The sequence below is a fragment of the Alicyclobacillus fodiniaquatilis genome (assembly GCF_042678105.1).
Taxonomy (GTDB): Bacteria; Bacillota; Bacilli; order Alicyclobacillales; family Alicyclobacillaceae; genus Alicyclobacillus; species Alicyclobacillus fodiniaquatilis.
In genome coordinates, this window is the sequence record NZ_JBHUCX010000067.1 from 82,441 (window position 1) to 98,693 (window position 16,253).

Genomic DNA, 16,253 nt, shown 5'->3' on the forward strand with positions numbered 1-16,253 from the left:
TCTGTTAATAATGTAATCCATCGGCCAAGCAGGTCTTCAGCCATTCCGGTTTAACTGAAGAAGCACTACGCAATAAACGTGTTCCTTGCTCACTTCGAACGAAGAAGGATAGTCATCGCTGACTATCTTCCTTTTTACCGTGAGGCCGGTACAGCATCCTGAAATGATTTGAGCAGAGAATATCCTCCGCAATTATCGTTGGACTCTTACTTGATGTGTCGTAAAGAAAAGAACGATTGGTATCTGATTTTTTCAGTTTATTGAGTAGAAAAAGTGAACGCTCTGAGAGCTCTGGAGAGCCACGGCGGTTAATTCTTTCGAGAAGAGTCGTTTCGTCAGCAACGAGAACAATGTAGTGAAAGCTGACTGACATATCTTCTAGTTCGTGAATGAACCATTCCAGTTCGTCCTCGACCACAAAATCGATCACGATATTCCATCCATTGCGAATAAAGTTTCGAGTCACGCTTAGAATATTTGTCCATGCCAGGGATAATCGTTCTTCCCAGGGCGCATCGTACCCTTGATACATGTGCAAGAGGTTGTCACCAATCAGGAGTACCGAACGTGGGATGCGTTGCGCTACCTCTTTAGACACAGTCGACTTGCCAACGCCACAGGGGCCAGATATCAGATATATCGTGCTATCAACGCTATAGTTATCCATAAAATAGGGACCCATCCTCACACTAGTTGTATCACGCTTAACGATTGTACTACTATATTGAAGAAAATAGTGCTTCTGTCGCTATTCTGTCCAGATGCTCAATAAAAAACAGAAGAGATTTTTCTCGATCCAGAAGTGTTCCATCCAGTTCTCTCCTGACAAATCCCTATTTCCGATATTGCTGTGTCAACATACTAGTTGTAATTACTTCGCTCCCAATAAGATGCAGCTCGAATTCATTAGTCCTGAAGTTCCCCCAGTTTAGCAACCGTAAGTGATGGAATCGAAACAGCTTCTCCATATAAAAAAGTTTACCATTCAAGGACCAAAGTGACGTGTTCATGGTCAGATATTCACTTAAAAACCGCCTCAAAAAGGCATGACATTTGTCATATTTATATCCGATAGAATGTCACTTCCGGCGCTAACTATTTGTTGCTAGTGTATGCGTATGCTGCTGACGGCCGATAAATAGCAACATAAAACGTAATTACACAAATCTGGGAGGTTCTTCTTATGGTGAATAAAAGCCATGATGATACAGCCGTTATGCTGAGAAATGTATCAAAACACTTCGGAGAGGTAACCGCTCTAAACGATGTCAGCTTTACCGTAAATAAGGGGGAAATCGTCGCACTGTTGGGACCGAATGGTGCAGGCAAAACGACTGCCATCTCGCTCATGTTGGGGCTTCGGAAACCGACGTACGGGGATATCACATTGTTTGGAGAAGATCCGCGAACACCAGCAAGTCACAGATACGTGGCATCCATGCTCCAGGAATCAAAAGTGCCTGATACACTTCATGTTCGTGAAGTGATTGAACTGTTCAAACGACTCTATATGAGTCGAAAGACTGTAGAAGAAGCATTGAAAGCTTCCGCTTTAGAATCGAAAGCGAACAGTCGCGTTGGTAAACTCTCAGGCGGCGAGCGCCAACGCCTGTACTTTGCGCTTTGCGTTGTAGCTGATGCCGCTCTTTTATTTCTTGATGAACCGACTGTTGCCATGGATGTCGAATCTCGACGGCTATTTTGGGAACAGGTTGAAAGCATGTCCAGTCTCGGAAAAACAATCGTGCTTACGACCCACTATCTTGAAGAAGCAGACGCGCTCGCAAACCGAGTCATTGTAATCAATCACGGCAAGATTATCGCTCAAGGCACACCATCTGCCATTAAGTCGCAAGTAAATGGCAAGTTCGTACGCTTTCATTCATCAAACTTGAAAGATGGTGTGCTGTCAAATCTTGTGGGTGTCCATCACGTCAAGAGCAAGGATGATCTGATTTCATTTCGGACATTTCATCCTGAACAAGTCCTTCAACAACTTTTCGCTTGGGGAGTCGACATTAAAGATTTGGAAGTAAACAGTGTTGGATTGGAAGAAGCGTTCGTTACACTTACGAGCAATCGAACCGAGGAGAGCTAAATATGATTGAAATCGGTGCAACACAACCATCAAAGCGTGAAAGTATCGGCAGATGGTGCTCACTTTGGGCGTATTATGTGCGCTCAGAAATCCTGAAATTATTCCGAATGCCTATGTTTTCTCTACCGACGTTGTTATTCCCGATTGCATTTTTCGCGATGTTCGGTATGCCTTTTAAGAATGTTCAGCAATTAGGTATTAACAATGGTATGTTCATGATGGCATCATTTGGAACATATGCTGTCATGTCTGTAGCGATGTCCTCCTTTAGCGCTTCCATCGCCGTTGAACGTGGTACTGGTTGGAATCAACTTCTAAAGACAACACCCATGCGGACTTGGACGTTTTTTAGCGGTAAAATTGCGATGGCGCTCTTTTTTGAACTGATTACACTCGTGGCTTTCTTGATGTTCGGTGATGTAGTTGGGCACATACATATGGCATTTTCCTCGTGGTGCCAGTTGACAGGACTACTACTCATCGGACTCTTCCCATTTGTCACGCTTGGATTCTTTTTAGGGTATGTGTCCGGTCCCACGTCGGCAACCATTGTCGCGAATCTCATTTTCTTGCCGTTATCGTTCGCATCTGGATTATTCATTCCGTTACAAATGCTTCCGAAGTTTATTCAACAAGTGGCACCCTATCTCCCGTCATATAATGTTGCAGAACTTGGTTGGACTGCTTTAGGAGCACATACTGATCGATCTATATGGACGAATCTTGGTTGGATCACGATATACACAATTGCCTTCTTGGCTATGTCTATTCTTGTATACCGCCGAGACCAAGGGCAAAAATTCGGTTGAATAGTACACGAAAACTGCAGATACTATGGTCATAGAAAAGAAAGAGAGGCACGAATGTTGGACAGACGATCATCGTATTTCGGCCTCCCTCCTGTCTTTGAGCGGACGTTCATCTTAATTTGGGTGATTTTTGCACTGTCGCCCGTGCAGCAATTGTTTTCCGCTCAAAACAACATAGCGCGAACGATACTCGGTCTTGGTTTATTGACACTTTATCTTCTCGTGTATGTCGTTCTTGTTTGTCAAAAACGCCCGCAAATGGATACATCCGACCGGATTGATCTCGGTTTTCTCGTAGCCATGATGTTGTTTTCCGTTTGCATGACCACCATCTTTGGAAGTGCATGGATAGATTTGTTCTATTATATTGGAACCGCTTGTGGCCTTAGACTTCCGATGCGGCGTGCGCCGTGGGCGATCACTGTGATCGCGCTGATTGCTTTCATCGTCGGAGCATCTGTGGATGCCGGTTTTCAAACGATAGCTATCGTTGTATTTGTCAACTTTGGACTTGGCTTTATGATGATGGGATTGGTTCGGATGGGATCGACCATTTTCGAACTTCGTGAAGCAAGGGCTCGAATTGCCGATTTCGCCGCTGCCGAAGCAATTTCTGCGGAACGGCTGCGTTTCGCGCGTGATCTCCATGATTTACTCGGACATAGCTTATCGTTGATCGCACTGAAAAGTGATCTGACCAGTCGACTTCTCGATACAGCACCCGATCATGCTCGAAGAGAAATTCAAGACATTGAATCGACGGCGCGCGAAGCCCTGCGCGAAGTGAGACAGGTAGTACTCAATTATCGCCAACCGACTTTATTGGAAGAATTAGAGGGTGCAAAGGAAATGCTCGCGGCGGCTGGGGTCGACTGTGAGATAGAATACGCAGGAGAATCAATCCCCATACAAATCAATGCTGTATTAGCCTGGGCGGTACGGGAAGCCGTTACGAACGTTATCCGCCACGCGAAAGCTACCTATTGTCATATCGGTATAGCGTACGTGAATGACGAGATCAGGGCTCGAATCGTCAATGATGGTTGCATACCAGGCAGTACTTTGACTCAGTCACCGTCTATTTCTGGTGGAAGCGGGTTGGCTGGTATTTCGGACCGTGTGATGGCTGTGCATGGTAAATTTCACGTAGATCGCCGTACAGATGACTATTTCTGTTTGGATATTTCCATTCCCATCAATGCCAAAGTTCTTAAGGAGTAGGATTTTATGATTCGTGTGTTGTTGGCAGAAGATCAGGCGATGGTCAGAGGTGCACTCAGTGCACTGCTCACACTGGAAGAGGACATCGAAATTGTCTCTGAAGTCTCACGCGCTGATCAAATCGTTGAATGTGCACTCGCAACGCAACCAGATATTGCGCTCCTCGACATCGAAATGCCAGGCGGCGACGGACTTACTGCGGCAGCGAGTCTCCACGAAACCGTTTCTGATTGTCGAATCATTATTTTAACCACCTTCGGACGTCCTGGATATCTGAGAAAGGCGATGGAAAGTGGGGTTGTCGGTTTTCTCGTGAAGGATACACCGGCCTCTGAGTTAGCCATCGCGATCCGGCGTGTCATGGCAGGAGAACGAGTGATTGACCCAGAGCTTGCAACTGCAGCTTTAAGTGCGGGGCGAAACCCGTTGACGGATCGAGAACAATCTGTTCTGAGCGTTGCGGCCAATGGGTCAAGCAACGCGAAGGTCGCACGCATACTACATCTTTCCGAAGGAACCGTTCGCAACCACTTATCTTCCGCTATACAGAAGCTTGATGCACGCAATCGTACCGAAGCTGTTCACATTGCCAGCCAGAAGGGTTGGTTATAATTGGGTGAATCATAAATCTTTCTAAAATATAGGCATCCCCCAAATCAACGATTACGTTTTCATGTACAATAAAGGCAGGTTGGTCAATAAAAGAAACGGCCCAGCGACACCGTAGAGGTGAGGTACCATAGTGAATTCTGCACAGAACGACAAGCTAAAAGTAGCGCAACTGTACGACGGCATCGCCGAAGTCTACGAGGAAGTTACGCCCCCTCTGACTCACTTTCAAGCTTCCGTGCGAGCGTTCCTCGCGGAGAACGTGCATGCTGGACAGCGTGTACTCGATCTCGGTTGTGGGCCTGGACACTTGACAAGTGCACTGCCATTGGACGTGGAGGTCGTCGGGTTCGATATATCGACCGCCATGGTCAACGCGGCGCGGCTAAAACGTCCTTCCGGCACCTACCTCATGCATGACTTCCACCAGTCAATACCTACTGAACTCGGAAAGTTCGACGTGATAGTGGCAAACGGATGTTTCGACTTCTGTGAGAATCTGGTGCAAGTCATCGGCAACGTGGCTGCAGCCCTTGCTCACGGCGGTCGCTTCTACTTCACCATCAACGAGCGCCGTCCGGAATTGCCCTTTCACGATGCACACTGGCTTGATGTGGCTGGTGGGCAGGCTGATATCCGGATGTTCTTCTGGACGTTTTCCGAAACCGCTGCCGCGATAGAGACGTCTGGACTTCGGCCTCTGACGTACCGTCACGCACCTGGGTGGGAAAGCCAAGATCTACAGACAACGATCTACTACGGCTACTGGGTGGTGGAACATCCTTGGGCTATGGGGCAAGTCGCTCAGGCGTTACGTTCGACCGACGATAAAAGGACGCTGCCTTGATCCCCCCTCTCCCCTTGGTAAGAAGGTACACATCACCTATTTATCATTTTTTTGCATCGGCCATCCACTGGGGGTAACCCGCCCGTTGCCTGAAGAACATGGGCCCCAGTGGCAGAACACTGAATACTTATGCTGTGCTACCGCCGACCGCTTCTTGCTTCAAGCCCGTCCCAATCGACGCTCCGGCTGCGACAATCTTCATCGCGATCACGCTTCCTTTCTGCAACCCTACCAGATGACGAACAGTAAACGGTATCCATCACTCAAACGCTTTGAGGAAATGGGCGTTGTAGAGCGGGAGGTGATTCGTCAGGAAGGGAAGCCAGACAAACATCTGTACCATTTCACTTCCGTCGGTCAGGAAATCCTGCATGATCTCATCACAGATTTTCAGGAAGACAAAGCGCGACGGGAAGGAGAGTTTTATGTACGGGTCACCTGCTTTCCGCTGTTAACGGTGGAAGAACGACTGGCGATCCTGCGATCACGCATGGCCGTCCTTAGCAAACGGCGCGCGAATGTTCGACAATAGGATGTCAAAGGCAAGACGAATGAGGAGGAAAGTCCTGTAGATCTTTCGGAGTCAACGCTGAAAAGAGCCCGGATGTACAGCCTGCCGGTCATCATCGGGTGCATTGTGTATCTATTCTCGACATCATCGTACAAATGCTGCCGCCGTATTACAGCCCCATTCGTCAGGCGGAAAGTGACCTTGCCGTTGGACCATACGGGTTTATCATGAACATCAACTTTATAGTTCGAGGAATACTGTCCTTTCTGATGGCCCTCGCTCTCTCACAAATCTTTCCTAAGTCAGGAGCGGTGAGAGTCGGACTGGTCTTTCTTGCAATATGGAGCGTCTGCTCCTTCCTGCTGGCCTTCTTCAACACCGACATACTGGATGATCCCAAGGTGGCGCCCACGCACACGTGGCATGGGGAACTTCACATCCTGTTCGCCTTCATCGCATTCATAGCCGCAGCTGCTGGTGAACTGATCCTGTCGCAGAGCCTGTCACGGACCCGCATCTTAAAATCGCTGAAAGGTGTCGCGTTGACGCTCTCGATCCTCGCAATCCTTGCCCTTCTCGCCATGGAGAAGATGCCTCACCGGGGCGGATTGGCCGAGCGTCTCTTCCTGTTCTTCATTTTGCTGTGGATGTTTGTATTAGCAGTCGGGATGAGAGGCAAAGCCACAAGAACGCCAGCAGACTTCTGAATGGATCCGCGTCCTCACTGTCTCACTGCTTTCTCCGGTCTACGGCTCTCTGTGAAGACGCTGTATTTGCATGCACACAAAAGCGGTTGGAATTGAACCCTGAAAAACATCCCGTCTGTTGTTGTATGTCACCTGGTGCTGTTGATTTCCTCAACTAATTTTCTAAATATTGTTTTATTTTTCACCAATTCCATATGTGATTATTTTCCCAATCCCACACCCTTGTTCAAAATACGCGTGCTACTAAGCTCAACAACAGACGTAACTTTTCTAATCATCAGAAAATAATCCACAGCGCACACAGGCTACCTGTGGATAAATTGCACTAAAATTTATCTAGGTGTACCAAATTGTTTAATCTTGAATCATTTGGATAAGTCGTGATGTAGGCCTTGCGCTGTGCTGTGGTATTCACAAAAGTCACACGCGCTACTCGTCCAGCATCGATATAAAAGAAATCATGACCCTCTTTGATAAGACGAATAATGTCAGATACCGAATATACCCGCTCCCCCTCTTTCACTCTTAGTTTCACTTTTGAAATGAGGCTTTCATGCGTTTTTGGGTTATCGGCGTGTACTGCGATGATCTGATAACGACCCATATCTCCATCCTTTCCTTGATGTATATTTCCACACCAATGATACATAAACCTTCAGAATTTTATAGAAAAATAAAGGAAATTTCTCGAGCTAGAAGAATTGATGATAAGGAGCGTGATAAAGATGGACGATAAAGATTGGATGAAAGAAATCGCTGGTAGAATCAAAGCCAAAGATAAAGCTATAAATGCAGAGAAAGATAGGATAGCGCGAATTGGGCAAATCATCGAACGGTGCGTCGTTGAATTAAAAGAAAATTACAACATCCATGCCACCTTAACAGAAAAGGGTGATGGATGGGAATTTGTCATCCATGATAAACAAATTTATGTGACGACGAGCGAGATTGAGAATTACAGCAAACCTGTTTGGGGTGTTAAGGGATCCGAAAGTGTTAATGATGAGGAAGCTTTAAAACGACTCATTTTAGACAAATTTAAATGGGATTGATTTAACCCGCTTCAGCGGGTTTTATTTTTCCAGTGACCAAACCCGATTCACTGCATATTCCCGAACTAGGATGACATCTAATGCAAGACAAAGAAGCCCTGACGGTGATGAAGTATTTGAGATTTCCCAGCAACATTGCAGTCAAGTCATCGGAGTTGGAGGTCATGACACAATACGCATGACAAAGCGCAAAAATGATCATTATACAGGTGAGGAAAGGGGGTTTATCGTGCAGAAAATCAAAGTGCTATTCTGCGTCACCTTACTTTGTACTATCGCCTGTATAGGAACTGTTATCCATGTACCTAAAACGTATGCTCAAACATCGTCAGTCAGCGCCAATGTGGAGTTCCGAGTTGTATCAGCAGAGAACTTCAAATCTCTTCAGGGAGCTCGGCTAATTATTGCCGACAGGAGTGGCAATGTCCTAACTACTGGACTGACAGACGCAAACGGTGTATGGAATGTGCCTCTGAACGTGAACGTTGATCCTCGTTTTAAGGATTTAGGCGTAGTCACTGCCATTTGCGTTGCCAATGGACATAATGAAAATGTGGTGTTTGAAGTGCCTGTAAGGAAAGGAACCGTTCAGCCAATCACGATGTACCCGATAAGGCCGAAGCTTAGAAATGAAGCATCTGCCTCACTAGGGCAGTTACACCACTTAGATGTCATCAACATCGTAAATCAATATGCGCAGAAAGTCGGGTTGACTCGACAACCTGCAATTGCAGGCGAGTCCGGTTATGCACCATGGGGTCCAGCACTTAAGGCCCCCCGGTGAAGTCGAGTAAGTTGATTTTCAACATAAACAGCCCTCACATAGCGGGGCTGTTTTCGATCTCAGCGCTGCCAGCAGCTAATCCCCTTCTGAAAACGCCGCGATTGTATATAGGAACGGGTTACACTATCCCTGTTGAAGTACATATGTCATTCATGATTCAGCCGTTTGTATGCATTTTCGGCATTCGTCCAAATTAGAATCTCCATATCCCTGAGTACCTCAATGTCACAGTGTGTCCATATACAGCCACCACGTTTTGACGCAGTAGATATTTTAAATCCCCGATGAATGTCATATTCAGCAGTTGAACACTCATTGGGATAAACCTTGCCATTCCATCGTTCCTCAATAGCCTTCTTCAAAAGCTCTGCTTGTTTGTTGATATGTGTCGCCTCCTCTGAGTTATATACTAACATGTAATCCGTGATAATTTCCAACCCTGCTCCCTCCATCTATCGACATTGACGATATAAACCCGCTTTTTTGTTGGGATCATCAAGCAAATTTGTACGTTGACGCGAATACGAATTCTAAACGAAGCAATGATAAGGAATTTCATGGTTCCTTGACATTTGCAACTCAACAGGTGTATGATCCTTATGTAGGAAACTGTTTCTTTAAAATGTAAACATATTGAGCCGTTTTTTTCGCGCCTCACTGTGAGTGCAGAAAAAGAACGGCTCATCTACTTTTGAACAATCACTATCCTCCTGGAGCACCTATAGCGCGTTTGGTTTTATTCAGGGGATGGTTCAAAAGGTCCGCAGATAGCAAGTGTTGCATAAGTTGTTGTGAATAGTGGGACTGTTCTTTTGAAGCGTCATATATCCTTCTAAAGGACGATTTCTTTTGAGTACCTCGTCTCATTTCAGGGCTGGAGTTCAGTACGTAGAATGGCGGGAGGTGGTATCTCAGTGAGTTACTTTAACAATAGGAAAAAACCAACTTCTGAACACGTATACGCTGAAACGGTCATCTGGCAGTGTTCGAGATGTAATTGTTGGTCAAGAAAAGAATTTGTGTACGTCGATGAGCCCCATTGCCCCATATGTAAGAGTAGGATGAATCAAGAAGAAAAATCCATTCGTGTAGAATAAACCATTTAAACGGTTTTGATATCCTATCCAATTTACCTCATGTCGCAACCAAAGGTTGTTTTGCCACTCTCCATCCAATTCACTTTATCCTGAAAATAAAGTCGATACCTGCGCGTGCGCCATCCGTGATGTCTCGATTGACTGATATTTTCATGATTTTGCTGGTGCGGGATGTATCACGCATGGCGGTCTATTTTCAAAAAAATCTTTTAAGTTAAGTATTAAAATTTTTTCTCACTTCAAAATAAGAAAGGTTGATGATGATAAACACTTCTGGCGAACACAACAATTGGAGAAATGACATTGCCCCTTTTCAAAAAGCGAATACAAGAAAAAGTATATGGCAACTCACCAACACAGTAGTGCCCTTCTTGGGACTGTGGGTTCTAGCCTATTTCAGTTTTTCCATTTCACTTTGGATAACCATCCCTCTCGCCGTCTTAGCTTCAGGGTTTTTTATACGGATCTTCATCATATTTCATGACTGCTGTCACCATTCTTTCTTTAAAAGTCGAAAGGCGAATGAGATGGTGGGGATTATAACCGGGATTCTGACCTTTTTTCCGTACCATCAGTGGAAGTACGAACATTCTGTTCATCACGCGACAAGCAGCGATTTAGCTCGAAGAGGTACCGGCGATATGTGGATGGTGACGGTGAATGAATATGCTGAAATGGCTCCATTATGGCGTATCATTTATCGACTTTATCGGAATCCCATTGTGATGTTTGGCTTTGGACCCATCCATCTATTTTTAAATCAATACAGGTTAAACAGGAAAGGTGCTGGAAAAAAGGAGCGCCTGAATACCCATGTCACCAATTTTACGCTAGCCGTGATATTAACAGGGCTTTGTTTTATATTGGGTTGGAAAAGCGTTCTTTTTGTGGAAGGCCCGATCCTTTATGTTGCTGGTGTGGTAGGCATTTGGTTGTTTTATGTGCAACATCAATTTGAGAATACTTATTTTGAAGAATCAGAGAAATGGGACTATGTGCGTGCGGCCTTGCACGGTAGTTCATTCTATAAATTGCCGAGAATTTTACAATGGATGACAGGCAATATCGGGTTTCATCATATTCACCATTTAGGTCCCCGAATTCCGAATTATAATCTGCAGCGTGTTCATGAAGGAAATCCGTCCTTTCAGAATGCGCCAACGATTGGTTTGCAAACTAGTTTACGTTCTCTCCGCTACCGGCTATGGGATGAACAGCAGAATAAATTTGTGGGATTTGAGGGATTTAATGATTTTGAAGAAATAAAATTCCTGTTAAAAGAAAAAACCTCATATGTTTCGGATTTATTCATCCGAGTAGCCGTTCGTTTATTGCGCATCATGGTACGTTGACGTATAAGATAATTGCGACAAAAAGCTGGTTTAGCCCTCGAGGCTAAACCAGCTTAGAAATCGCATGAATCACCGATATGTCAGGTTGTCATATGTTGTTTTGCAACAGCTTTTTCCCTGCGCTCCACCCGCTTCGAATACCATGCTGTGATAATCGGCACGAGAATGGATGTGACGATGACTGCTGCTGCGACTTGAACGGTAGCTGTTGCAGCAATCCCCTTATAGCCAGCATATAATGCAGCGACCGCAACTGGAACAGCTGCGGCATTGCCTGCCGTTGTAGCAGCGGCCATACCAGCAAGTCCAGAGCCACCCGTCAATTTATCCAACAAGAACAACACGATACCGGTTATCACGACGACAGCTAAACCGAGCAACACACCAGACATGCCAGCCGTGACGACATTCTTGAGATTGATCCCAAAGCCGAGTGCAAGTGCAAACATCGGAATCAATACACCTTGACCTTGACCGAGAAACTTCTTCATATCGACGTCCAAGTTGCCGAGAATCATGCCAATAATAAGTGGCAGCAGAGCGAATACAAAGCCCATCACTGGGAATGTAGCCAGTCCAGCGACGCCTAAAATGAGCATCGTGAAGAAAGGACCTGATTCCAGAGACATGATGGAATATGCCGCGACATCCTCTGGACGTTTGCTAAATTGCCCCATCAAGGCCATATACATACCGCCATTTGAATCTGAGAAGGCCGCGACAATGGCCAATGCGGAGAGGCCCAAAAACATGTGATTTTGATCCGGCGCAAGGAACTTAATCAGTAGACCAATAATGGCCGCCAGTGCGATCTTGCCGATCCACAACGCGAAACCTTTCTTTAAAATATAACCGGCTGCTTTAAACTCGATGGTCGAGCCCAAGCAAATGTAAAATGCAGCAAGCAGGGCCGAAGAACCCGTCATCAGACCGCCCGAAAACGAAGACTGGAACACGGTGTTATCGGCTAATTGCGGGAAAATGGTGCGAATCACTGCGCCAATCAGCAGTGGAATGAGCATCATGCCGCCGGGAATTCTGTCAATTGTTCGTTTTATGCGCATCGTAGTTGTCTCCTCACATTAGAAATTTAAGAATGATGGCAGCGGCCAAGCGCTTACATTCTCCCCCAAATATCTGGGGCGGGACTCACCTTCCGCCCCAGAGCAGGCAAAATCTATTGCCTGCCTTGAAGAAAGTCTGCAGCAACCATCATCGCAGCAATCATGCTTTGATCCCGGGCGATCCCTTTGCCTGCGATGTCGAATGCGGTACCGTGATCGACAGAAGTACGAAGGATGGGCAACCCCAGGGTCACGTTGATCCCTGTGTCAAAACCAAGCATCTTGATGGCGATATGTCCCTGGTCGTGATACATGGCGATGACGACATCAAACTCGCCGGACGCTGCACGCGAGAATACGGAATCTGGCGGCAATGGCCCTGTGACTTGATATCCTTCAGCGCGAGCCTGCTCAATGGCCGGTATCAATTCCTGTGCCTCCTCGTCGCCAAACAATCCACCTTCTCCGGCGTGCGGATTTAACCCGGCCACGGCAATTTTGGGATTGGGTACGCCAAATTGCGATAAGGATTGCGCGGTCAAGCGAATGCGGCCAAGCACGCGCTCTTTCGTTGCCATTTCAATCGCTTTTTTGAGACTCACGTGTGTCGTCACATGAACAACCCGCAGCCCTGCGTTGACCAACATCATGGCCGATCCCGGCGCGCCTGAAAGCTCAGCGAGCGCTTCTGTATGTCCTGGATATTTCACGCCCGCCAACTTCCACGCCTCTTTATTCAGCGGCGCTGTGCAAATTGCGTCGATTTCCTTTTGCACAGCCAGTTGAACAGCCTTGTTCAGATAATCAAATGCGCACTGTCCAGCGATTGCACTCAACTCACCCCAAGGCAAGTCGTTGGGGACGTTGTGCAGGTCGATGACTTCAATCACACCCTGCTCAAATCTCGCCTCTTGAATCGTGTTGATGGGGCGAATCTCTGGTTTGACGGTCATTTTTCCTTTTTCCGCCAATATATCAATAGCCTTCTGCAGGCGAGTGGCGTCCCCAATGATCAACGTGTTCACCCTGTCAGTCACTTTCGAATTGACCGCAGCTTGAACCGAAATTTCCGGACCGATTCCAGCTGGATCTCCCATCGTCATCGCAACTGTTGGCTTTTTCATCATGACTCATCTCCAAATTGAACTTTTGCTGTATTCGGAAGCCCTTGTCCAATCAACGCGGTCACCGCAGTATGTAGCGCATCAACGGTGCCAAATCCACCAGCTTTCGAAACGATTGGGAACATACCCAATTCAGTTTCCAACCAACTCCAAGGCATGCCAGGAACAAGCTCCCCTTGCGGCCAAAACGCCTTGGCAGACAGCGCCTGGCACAATGCAAAAGCAGTATCCCCACCCGTTGCCACAAGCCCAACTGGTATCTCATCGTTCGCTTTTAGCATCTCCAAATAGCGATGAACCACTGTCGCTAAATCGCGCTCAAACGTGCCAGGAATCGAATCACTGCGTACCGCTCGTTCCTTTGAAAAACTGACGGTCAGTATTTGATTGTCAATCTCCGCTATCTCATGCATCGCTTGTTCGAACGCAAGCGATCGCGTACTCGACTGCGCCAATTTTGGCGGAGACATGACCACTTCTGACGATTGGCATCGGGATCGAACGTACGCCAATTGTTCAGCTGCAACCGGATTGGCGCTCCCGACCGCGACCACAACTCGTTCACAAGCAGGTAGTTCATCTAACAAATCGCCGGGTTGATGCTCGATATCCGGGCTGCACCAAATCGGCGCGAGTTGTCTCGCCAATCCAGCGGAACCACATGGCAGGATCCTTTCGTCATTGGCAATGACGCTCGCGATCACGGCCAAATCCTCATCGGTTTGTGCATCGGCCACAATGACGACATTCGTTTCTCCCACGTCGGCCAAGAAATGTTCAATCGCATCAACACCGCTGTGAATCACCGATAAATCCATGAGAGAGGTCGGCACTTGGGTCGTTTGCTGAACAATTCCGGTGACGTCATCTTGAGTAATCGGACTGTGCGGATCTTTTGAAAATGCCGTTTGGCTGACGCCAATTCCGTCGATAAACAACTTTCCATTCAAGATCGTGCGACCATTTGCCGGAAATGCTGGGGCCAACAACGCAATCTGACGTCCACTACCTAGCAATAGCGCTTCGATCTCGGCGCCAATGTGTCCACGCATGGTCGAATCGACCTTTTTATACAATGCGGCATGAGACACACCATGATGCACCAACTGCTGACTGGCGTCATATATTCTCTTCCTTGCCGCATCAGATGCAATTGCGCGACTCTCTGTGTCAAACACTTGTACGACTTGTTCATTTCGAGAAAAGTCCCAGGGCTTTTCCAAATCGAAACTGACACGCACTTTCCGTCCGCCAATGCAAAAATAATTGGCTGTATCAGCGGATCCAGTAAAATCATCCGCAACCATGTAAATTTCTCGTCTCTTCGCCACATAAATCCTCCCTTCCGTTCACTTCGAATCGTTCAAGGGCGCTTTGTTTCAATGACTTGAACACCACTTTTTGCGATCGCTTCGCGAAAAGAATCAGGTATAAAATCCGTGACGAGCACATCAATTGCATTTAACGGTGCATAGGATGCCAAACCGGCATCGCAAAACTTGTCATGATGAACCATCAGCACCTTTGTACGGGTCTGCTCCATCATGACTCGCTTGACGCTGTAGGTCGTAGGATTTACATTGAAAAGTCCTGTTCGAACGTCTACCCGTGCCGACGACAAAAAATATTTCGTAAAGTGACGTTGACGAAAATAGTCCTCTGTCTCCTCCCCGAATACAGCTGCCATGGCCGGAACATACAATCCCGGCGACAAATGTACGTGGGCGCCACGTCGCGCAGCAGGTTGCAACACGGCCAAAGAATTGGTGTACACGAGCATGTTCGTCGGCAGATGATATGCAAGTTGACCAACCGTGGAACCAGAGTCCAATACAATCAAATCAGACGACTCGATGAATTGGGCTGCTCGCTCCGCTATCGCCCGCTTTGACTGTAAGTCCTGTTGAGAGCGGACATCGAAGACAGGTCCAAACTCCTCATCCGTGCCCATTCTCAAGTTTCTGCCCGCAGCATTCGGTTGATAATCCATTTCCTGAGCAATTTCACGGATTCGCTCCGCTAATGCTTGATCTCGAATAGACATCCCATTCAACACACGTGACACGGTAGATGTCGAAGTGTTGGCTAAGGAAGCAATGTCCTTAATCGTCACCATTTCTGACACCCCACAAACTGAATACGATTGCAGAAAACGAATTCAGTTTAGATTGTACAAGACATCATACAGATTGTAAAGCTTTATTCGTATTATGTTCGCCCAAAGCAGGCGAACGATGCATATATATTGGAAAACACGGCACCGAGAGGTGAAATTAGAAATAGATACGGATGTCTAGATGGGTACGGTGATCACTGTGTGAAATGCCTGGAATGGAGAGGCGGAATGCGGTGAGCGTGGCAAGGCGGTTTGAAAAAGAGTCCGAGCGCACGCCAAACTGCCCCCCCTCTTGGGTGAGGCGGCTCGGGCTTATTCTACAGAAAGACTTAATTCCACATTTGCGGGTCAAAGCAAGTACATTTCAGTCCGAATTTAGGAAATATGCTTTCTTCGCAAAGTATTGAGCCATGCATAGAAGGCTGTCATATAACTTGGACTAGAATCCGATACCACGCTTCATTCGTATGAGTCCAAGGGCATCATGGACACCATCGGCACAATACTCGAAGTTCCGGATAGCGTGACCACTCCCCATGCCTAAAGGCAGGGGCTTCTCAGAACACGCATGGCGCAACCCGCCTACGTTATGTCCTGAAGGCTCAGTCCAAGCCAACCAGTAACGCTATATTGCACGCTTCAAAATGTTTTTTGCGGCGTTGATATCTCTGTCCTGAACGTATCCGCAGTGTTCGCAATGGTGGGTACGTTCAGAGAGCTTCTTCGGTACCATTTCACCGCAGTTTGAGCAACGTTGACTTGTGTTCTTGGGATCAACCAGCACAACACCACGACCAGCTTCTTCCGCTTTGTACGCGGTGAATGTGACGAGTTGATTCCATGACGCATCAACGATGCTCTT

General features: G+C 46.9%; 19 protein-coding genes. 11 read left to right on the top strand and 8 right to left on the bottom strand.

Features of this window, described 5'->3' with window-relative positions; genetic code table 11:
• Positions 1-112: 112 nt before the first annotated feature.
• A complete protein-coding gene (locus tag ACFSB2_RS17690) occupies positions 113-667 on the bottom strand; it encodes a P-loop nucleotide/nucleoside kinase family protein (protein ID WP_377944433.1) in 555 nt (184 codons plus the stop codon).
• Positions 668-1,186: 519 nt separating this feature from the next.
• Here ACFSB2_RS17690 and ACFSB2_RS17695 point away from each other — a divergent pair.
• The 7 genes from ACFSB2_RS17695 to ACFSB2_RS17725 all read left to right on the top strand — a co-directional run bounded on the left by ACFSB2_RS17695 (position 1,187) and on the right by ACFSB2_RS17725 (position 6,802).
• Entirely contained in the window at positions 1,187-2,098 is a 912-nt protein-coding gene (locus tag ACFSB2_RS17695) for an ABC transporter ATP-binding protein (protein ID WP_377944434.1), read from the top strand.
• Between the two features lie 2 nt (positions 2,099-2,100).
• The gene (locus tag ACFSB2_RS17700) at positions 2,101-2,907 is read left to right on the top strand and encodes an ABC transporter permease (protein ID WP_377944435.1); all 807 of its coding nucleotides are present in this window, start codon (positions 2,101-2,103) and stop codon (positions 2,905-2,907) included.
• A 54-nt stretch (positions 2,908-2,961) separates the two neighbouring features.
• Positions 2,962-4,128, top strand: a complete 1,167-nt coding sequence (locus ACFSB2_RS17705) for a sensor histidine kinase (protein ID WP_377944436.1) — start codon at positions 2,962-2,964, stop codon at positions 4,126-4,128.
• 6 nt (positions 4,129-4,134) lie between these two features.
• Entirely contained in the window at positions 4,135-4,740 is a 606-nt protein-coding gene (locus ACFSB2_RS17710; RefSeq protein ID WP_377944437.1) for a response regulator transcription factor, read from the top strand.
• Between the two features lie 130 nt (positions 4,741-4,870).
• Positions 4,871-5,584, top strand: a complete 714-nt coding sequence (locus ACFSB2_RS17715) for a class I SAM-dependent DNA methyltransferase (protein WP_377944438.1) — start codon at positions 4,871-4,873, stop codon at positions 5,582-5,584.
• Positions 5,585-5,669: 85 nt separating this feature from the next.
• A complete protein-coding gene (locus ACFSB2_RS17720; protein WP_377944439.1) occupies positions 5,670-6,116 on the top strand; it encodes a hypothetical protein in 447 nt (148 codons plus the stop codon).
• A gap of 98 nt (positions 6,117-6,214) precedes the next feature.
• On the top strand, positions 6,215-6,802 hold the full coding sequence (locus ACFSB2_RS17725; protein WP_377944440.1) for a DUF998 domain-containing protein: 588 nt from the start codon (positions 6,215-6,217) through the stop codon (positions 6,800-6,802).
• Between the two features lie 325 nt (positions 6,803-7,127).
• Here the strand turns inward: ACFSB2_RS17725 and ACFSB2_RS17730 are convergent, their stop codons facing one another.
• Positions 7,128-7,406: a DUF3892 domain-containing protein gene (locus tag ACFSB2_RS17730; protein ID WP_377944441.1), complete on the bottom strand. Its 279-nt coding sequence runs from the start codon at positions 7,404-7,406 to the stop codon at positions 7,128-7,130.
• Positions 7,407-7,527: 121 nt separating this feature from the next.
• Here ACFSB2_RS17730 and ACFSB2_RS17735 point away from each other — a divergent pair, with 121 nt between their 5' ends.
• Positions 7,528-7,854, top strand: coding sequence for a hypothetical protein (locus ACFSB2_RS17735; RefSeq protein WP_377944442.1), 327 nt, complete (start codon positions 7,528-7,530; stop codon positions 7,852-7,854).
• A 229-nt stretch (positions 7,855-8,083) separates the two neighbouring features.
• Positions 8,084-8,638 carry a hypothetical protein gene (locus tag ACFSB2_RS17740; RefSeq protein WP_377944443.1) on the top strand — a complete coding sequence of 185 codons (555 nt, stop codon included), beginning with the start codon at positions 8,084-8,086 and terminating at the stop codon, positions 8,636-8,638.
• 146 nt (positions 8,639-8,784) lie between these two features.
• Here the strand turns inward: ACFSB2_RS17740 and ACFSB2_RS17745 are convergent, their stop codons facing one another.
• The gene (locus tag ACFSB2_RS17745; RefSeq protein WP_377944444.1) at positions 8,785-9,075 is read right to left on the bottom strand and encodes a hypothetical protein; all 291 of its coding nucleotides are present in this window, start codon (positions 9,073-9,075) and stop codon (positions 8,785-8,787) included.
• A 456-nt stretch (positions 9,076-9,531) separates the two neighbouring features.
• Here ACFSB2_RS17745 and ACFSB2_RS17750 point away from each other — a divergent pair, with 456 nt between their 5' ends.
• Together ACFSB2_RS17750 and desA are read left to right on the top strand one after the other, a co-directional pair.
• On the top strand, positions 9,532-9,735 hold the full coding sequence (locus tag ACFSB2_RS17750; protein WP_377944445.1) for a cold-inducible protein YdjO-related protein: 204 nt from the start codon (positions 9,532-9,534) through the stop codon (positions 9,733-9,735).
• A gap of 260 nt (positions 9,736-9,995) precedes the next feature.
• A complete protein-coding gene (gene desA / locus ACFSB2_RS17755; protein WP_377944446.1) occupies positions 9,996-11,087 on the top strand; it encodes a Delta(5) desaturase DesA in 1,092 nt (363 codons plus the stop codon).
• Positions 11,088-11,167: 80 nt separating this feature from the next.
• On the opposite strand, the gene ACFSB2_RS17760 is transcribed toward desA, so the two are convergent.
• From ACFSB2_RS17760 to ACFSB2_RS17780, 5 genes are all read right to left on the bottom strand, one after another.
• A complete protein-coding gene (locus ACFSB2_RS17760) occupies positions 11,168-12,151 on the bottom strand; it encodes a 2-keto-3-deoxygluconate permease (RefSeq protein WP_377944447.1) in 984 nt (327 codons plus the stop codon).
• Positions 12,152-12,264: 113 nt separating this feature from the next.
• Positions 12,265-13,275, bottom strand: coding sequence for a 4-hydroxythreonine-4-phosphate dehydrogenase PdxA (gene pdxA, locus ACFSB2_RS17765; RefSeq protein WP_377944448.1), 1,011 nt, complete (start codon positions 13,273-13,275; stop codon positions 12,265-12,267).
• Positions 13,275-14,606: a four-carbon acid sugar kinase family protein gene (locus ACFSB2_RS17770; RefSeq protein WP_377944449.1), complete on the bottom strand. Its 1,332-nt coding sequence runs from the start codon at positions 14,604-14,606 to the stop codon at positions 13,275-13,277. The genes pdxA and ACFSB2_RS17770 overlap by 1 nt, the downstream gene beginning before the upstream one ends.
• A 32-nt stretch (positions 14,607-14,638) precedes the next feature.
• Positions 14,639-15,391, bottom strand: a complete 753-nt coding sequence (locus tag ACFSB2_RS17775; protein ID WP_377944450.1) for a DeoR/GlpR family DNA-binding transcription regulator — start codon at positions 15,389-15,391, stop codon at positions 14,639-14,641.
• Positions 15,392-16,016: 625 nt separating this feature from the next.
• On the bottom strand, positions 16,017-16,253 hold a 237-nt coding region (locus tag ACFSB2_RS17780), incomplete at its 5' end, for an RNA-guided endonuclease InsQ/TnpB family protein (protein WP_377944451.1).

Excerpts from the sequence above, each read along its gene's own strand:
- ACFSB2_RS17690 (WP_377944433.1), bottom strand. The coding sequence starts at position 667 with ATGGATAACTATAGCGTTGATAGCACGATATATCTGATATCTGGCCCC.
- ACFSB2_RS17700 (WP_377944435.1), top strand. The coding sequence starts at position 2,101 with ATGATTGAAATCGGTGCAACACAACCATCAAAGCGTGAAAGTATCGGC.
- ACFSB2_RS17705 (WP_377944436.1), top strand. The coding sequence starts at position 2,962 with ATGTTGGACAGACGATCATCGTATTTCGGCCTCCCTCCTGTCTTTGAG.
- ACFSB2_RS17710 (WP_377944437.1), top strand. The coding sequence starts at position 4,135 with ATGATTCGTGTGTTGTTGGCAGAAGATCAGGCGATGGTCAGAGGTGCA.
- ACFSB2_RS17730 (WP_377944441.1), bottom strand. The coding sequence starts at position 7,406 with ATGGGTCGTTATCAGATCATCGCAGTACACGCCGATAACCCAAAAACG.
- ACFSB2_RS17735 (WP_377944442.1), top strand. The coding sequence starts at position 7,528 with ATGGACGATAAAGATTGGATGAAAGAAATCGCTGGTAGAATCAAAGCC.
- ACFSB2_RS17750 (WP_377944445.1), top strand. The coding sequence starts at position 9,532 with ATGGCGGGAGGTGGTATCTCAGTGAGTTACTTTAACAATAGGAAAAAA.
- desA (WP_377944446.1), top strand. The coding sequence starts at position 9,996 with ATGATAAACACTTCTGGCGAACACAACAATTGGAGAAATGACATTGCC.
- ACFSB2_RS17760 (WP_377944447.1), bottom strand. The coding sequence starts at position 12,151 with ATGCGCATAAAACGAACAATTGACAGAATTCCCGGCGGCATGATGCTC.
- pdxA (WP_377944448.1), bottom strand. The coding sequence starts at position 13,275 with ATGAAAAAGCCAACAGTTGCGATGACGATGGGAGATCCAGCTGGAATC.
- ACFSB2_RS17775 (WP_377944450.1), bottom strand. The coding sequence starts at position 15,391 with ATGGTGACGATTAAGGACATTGCTTCCTTAGCCAACACTTCGACATCT.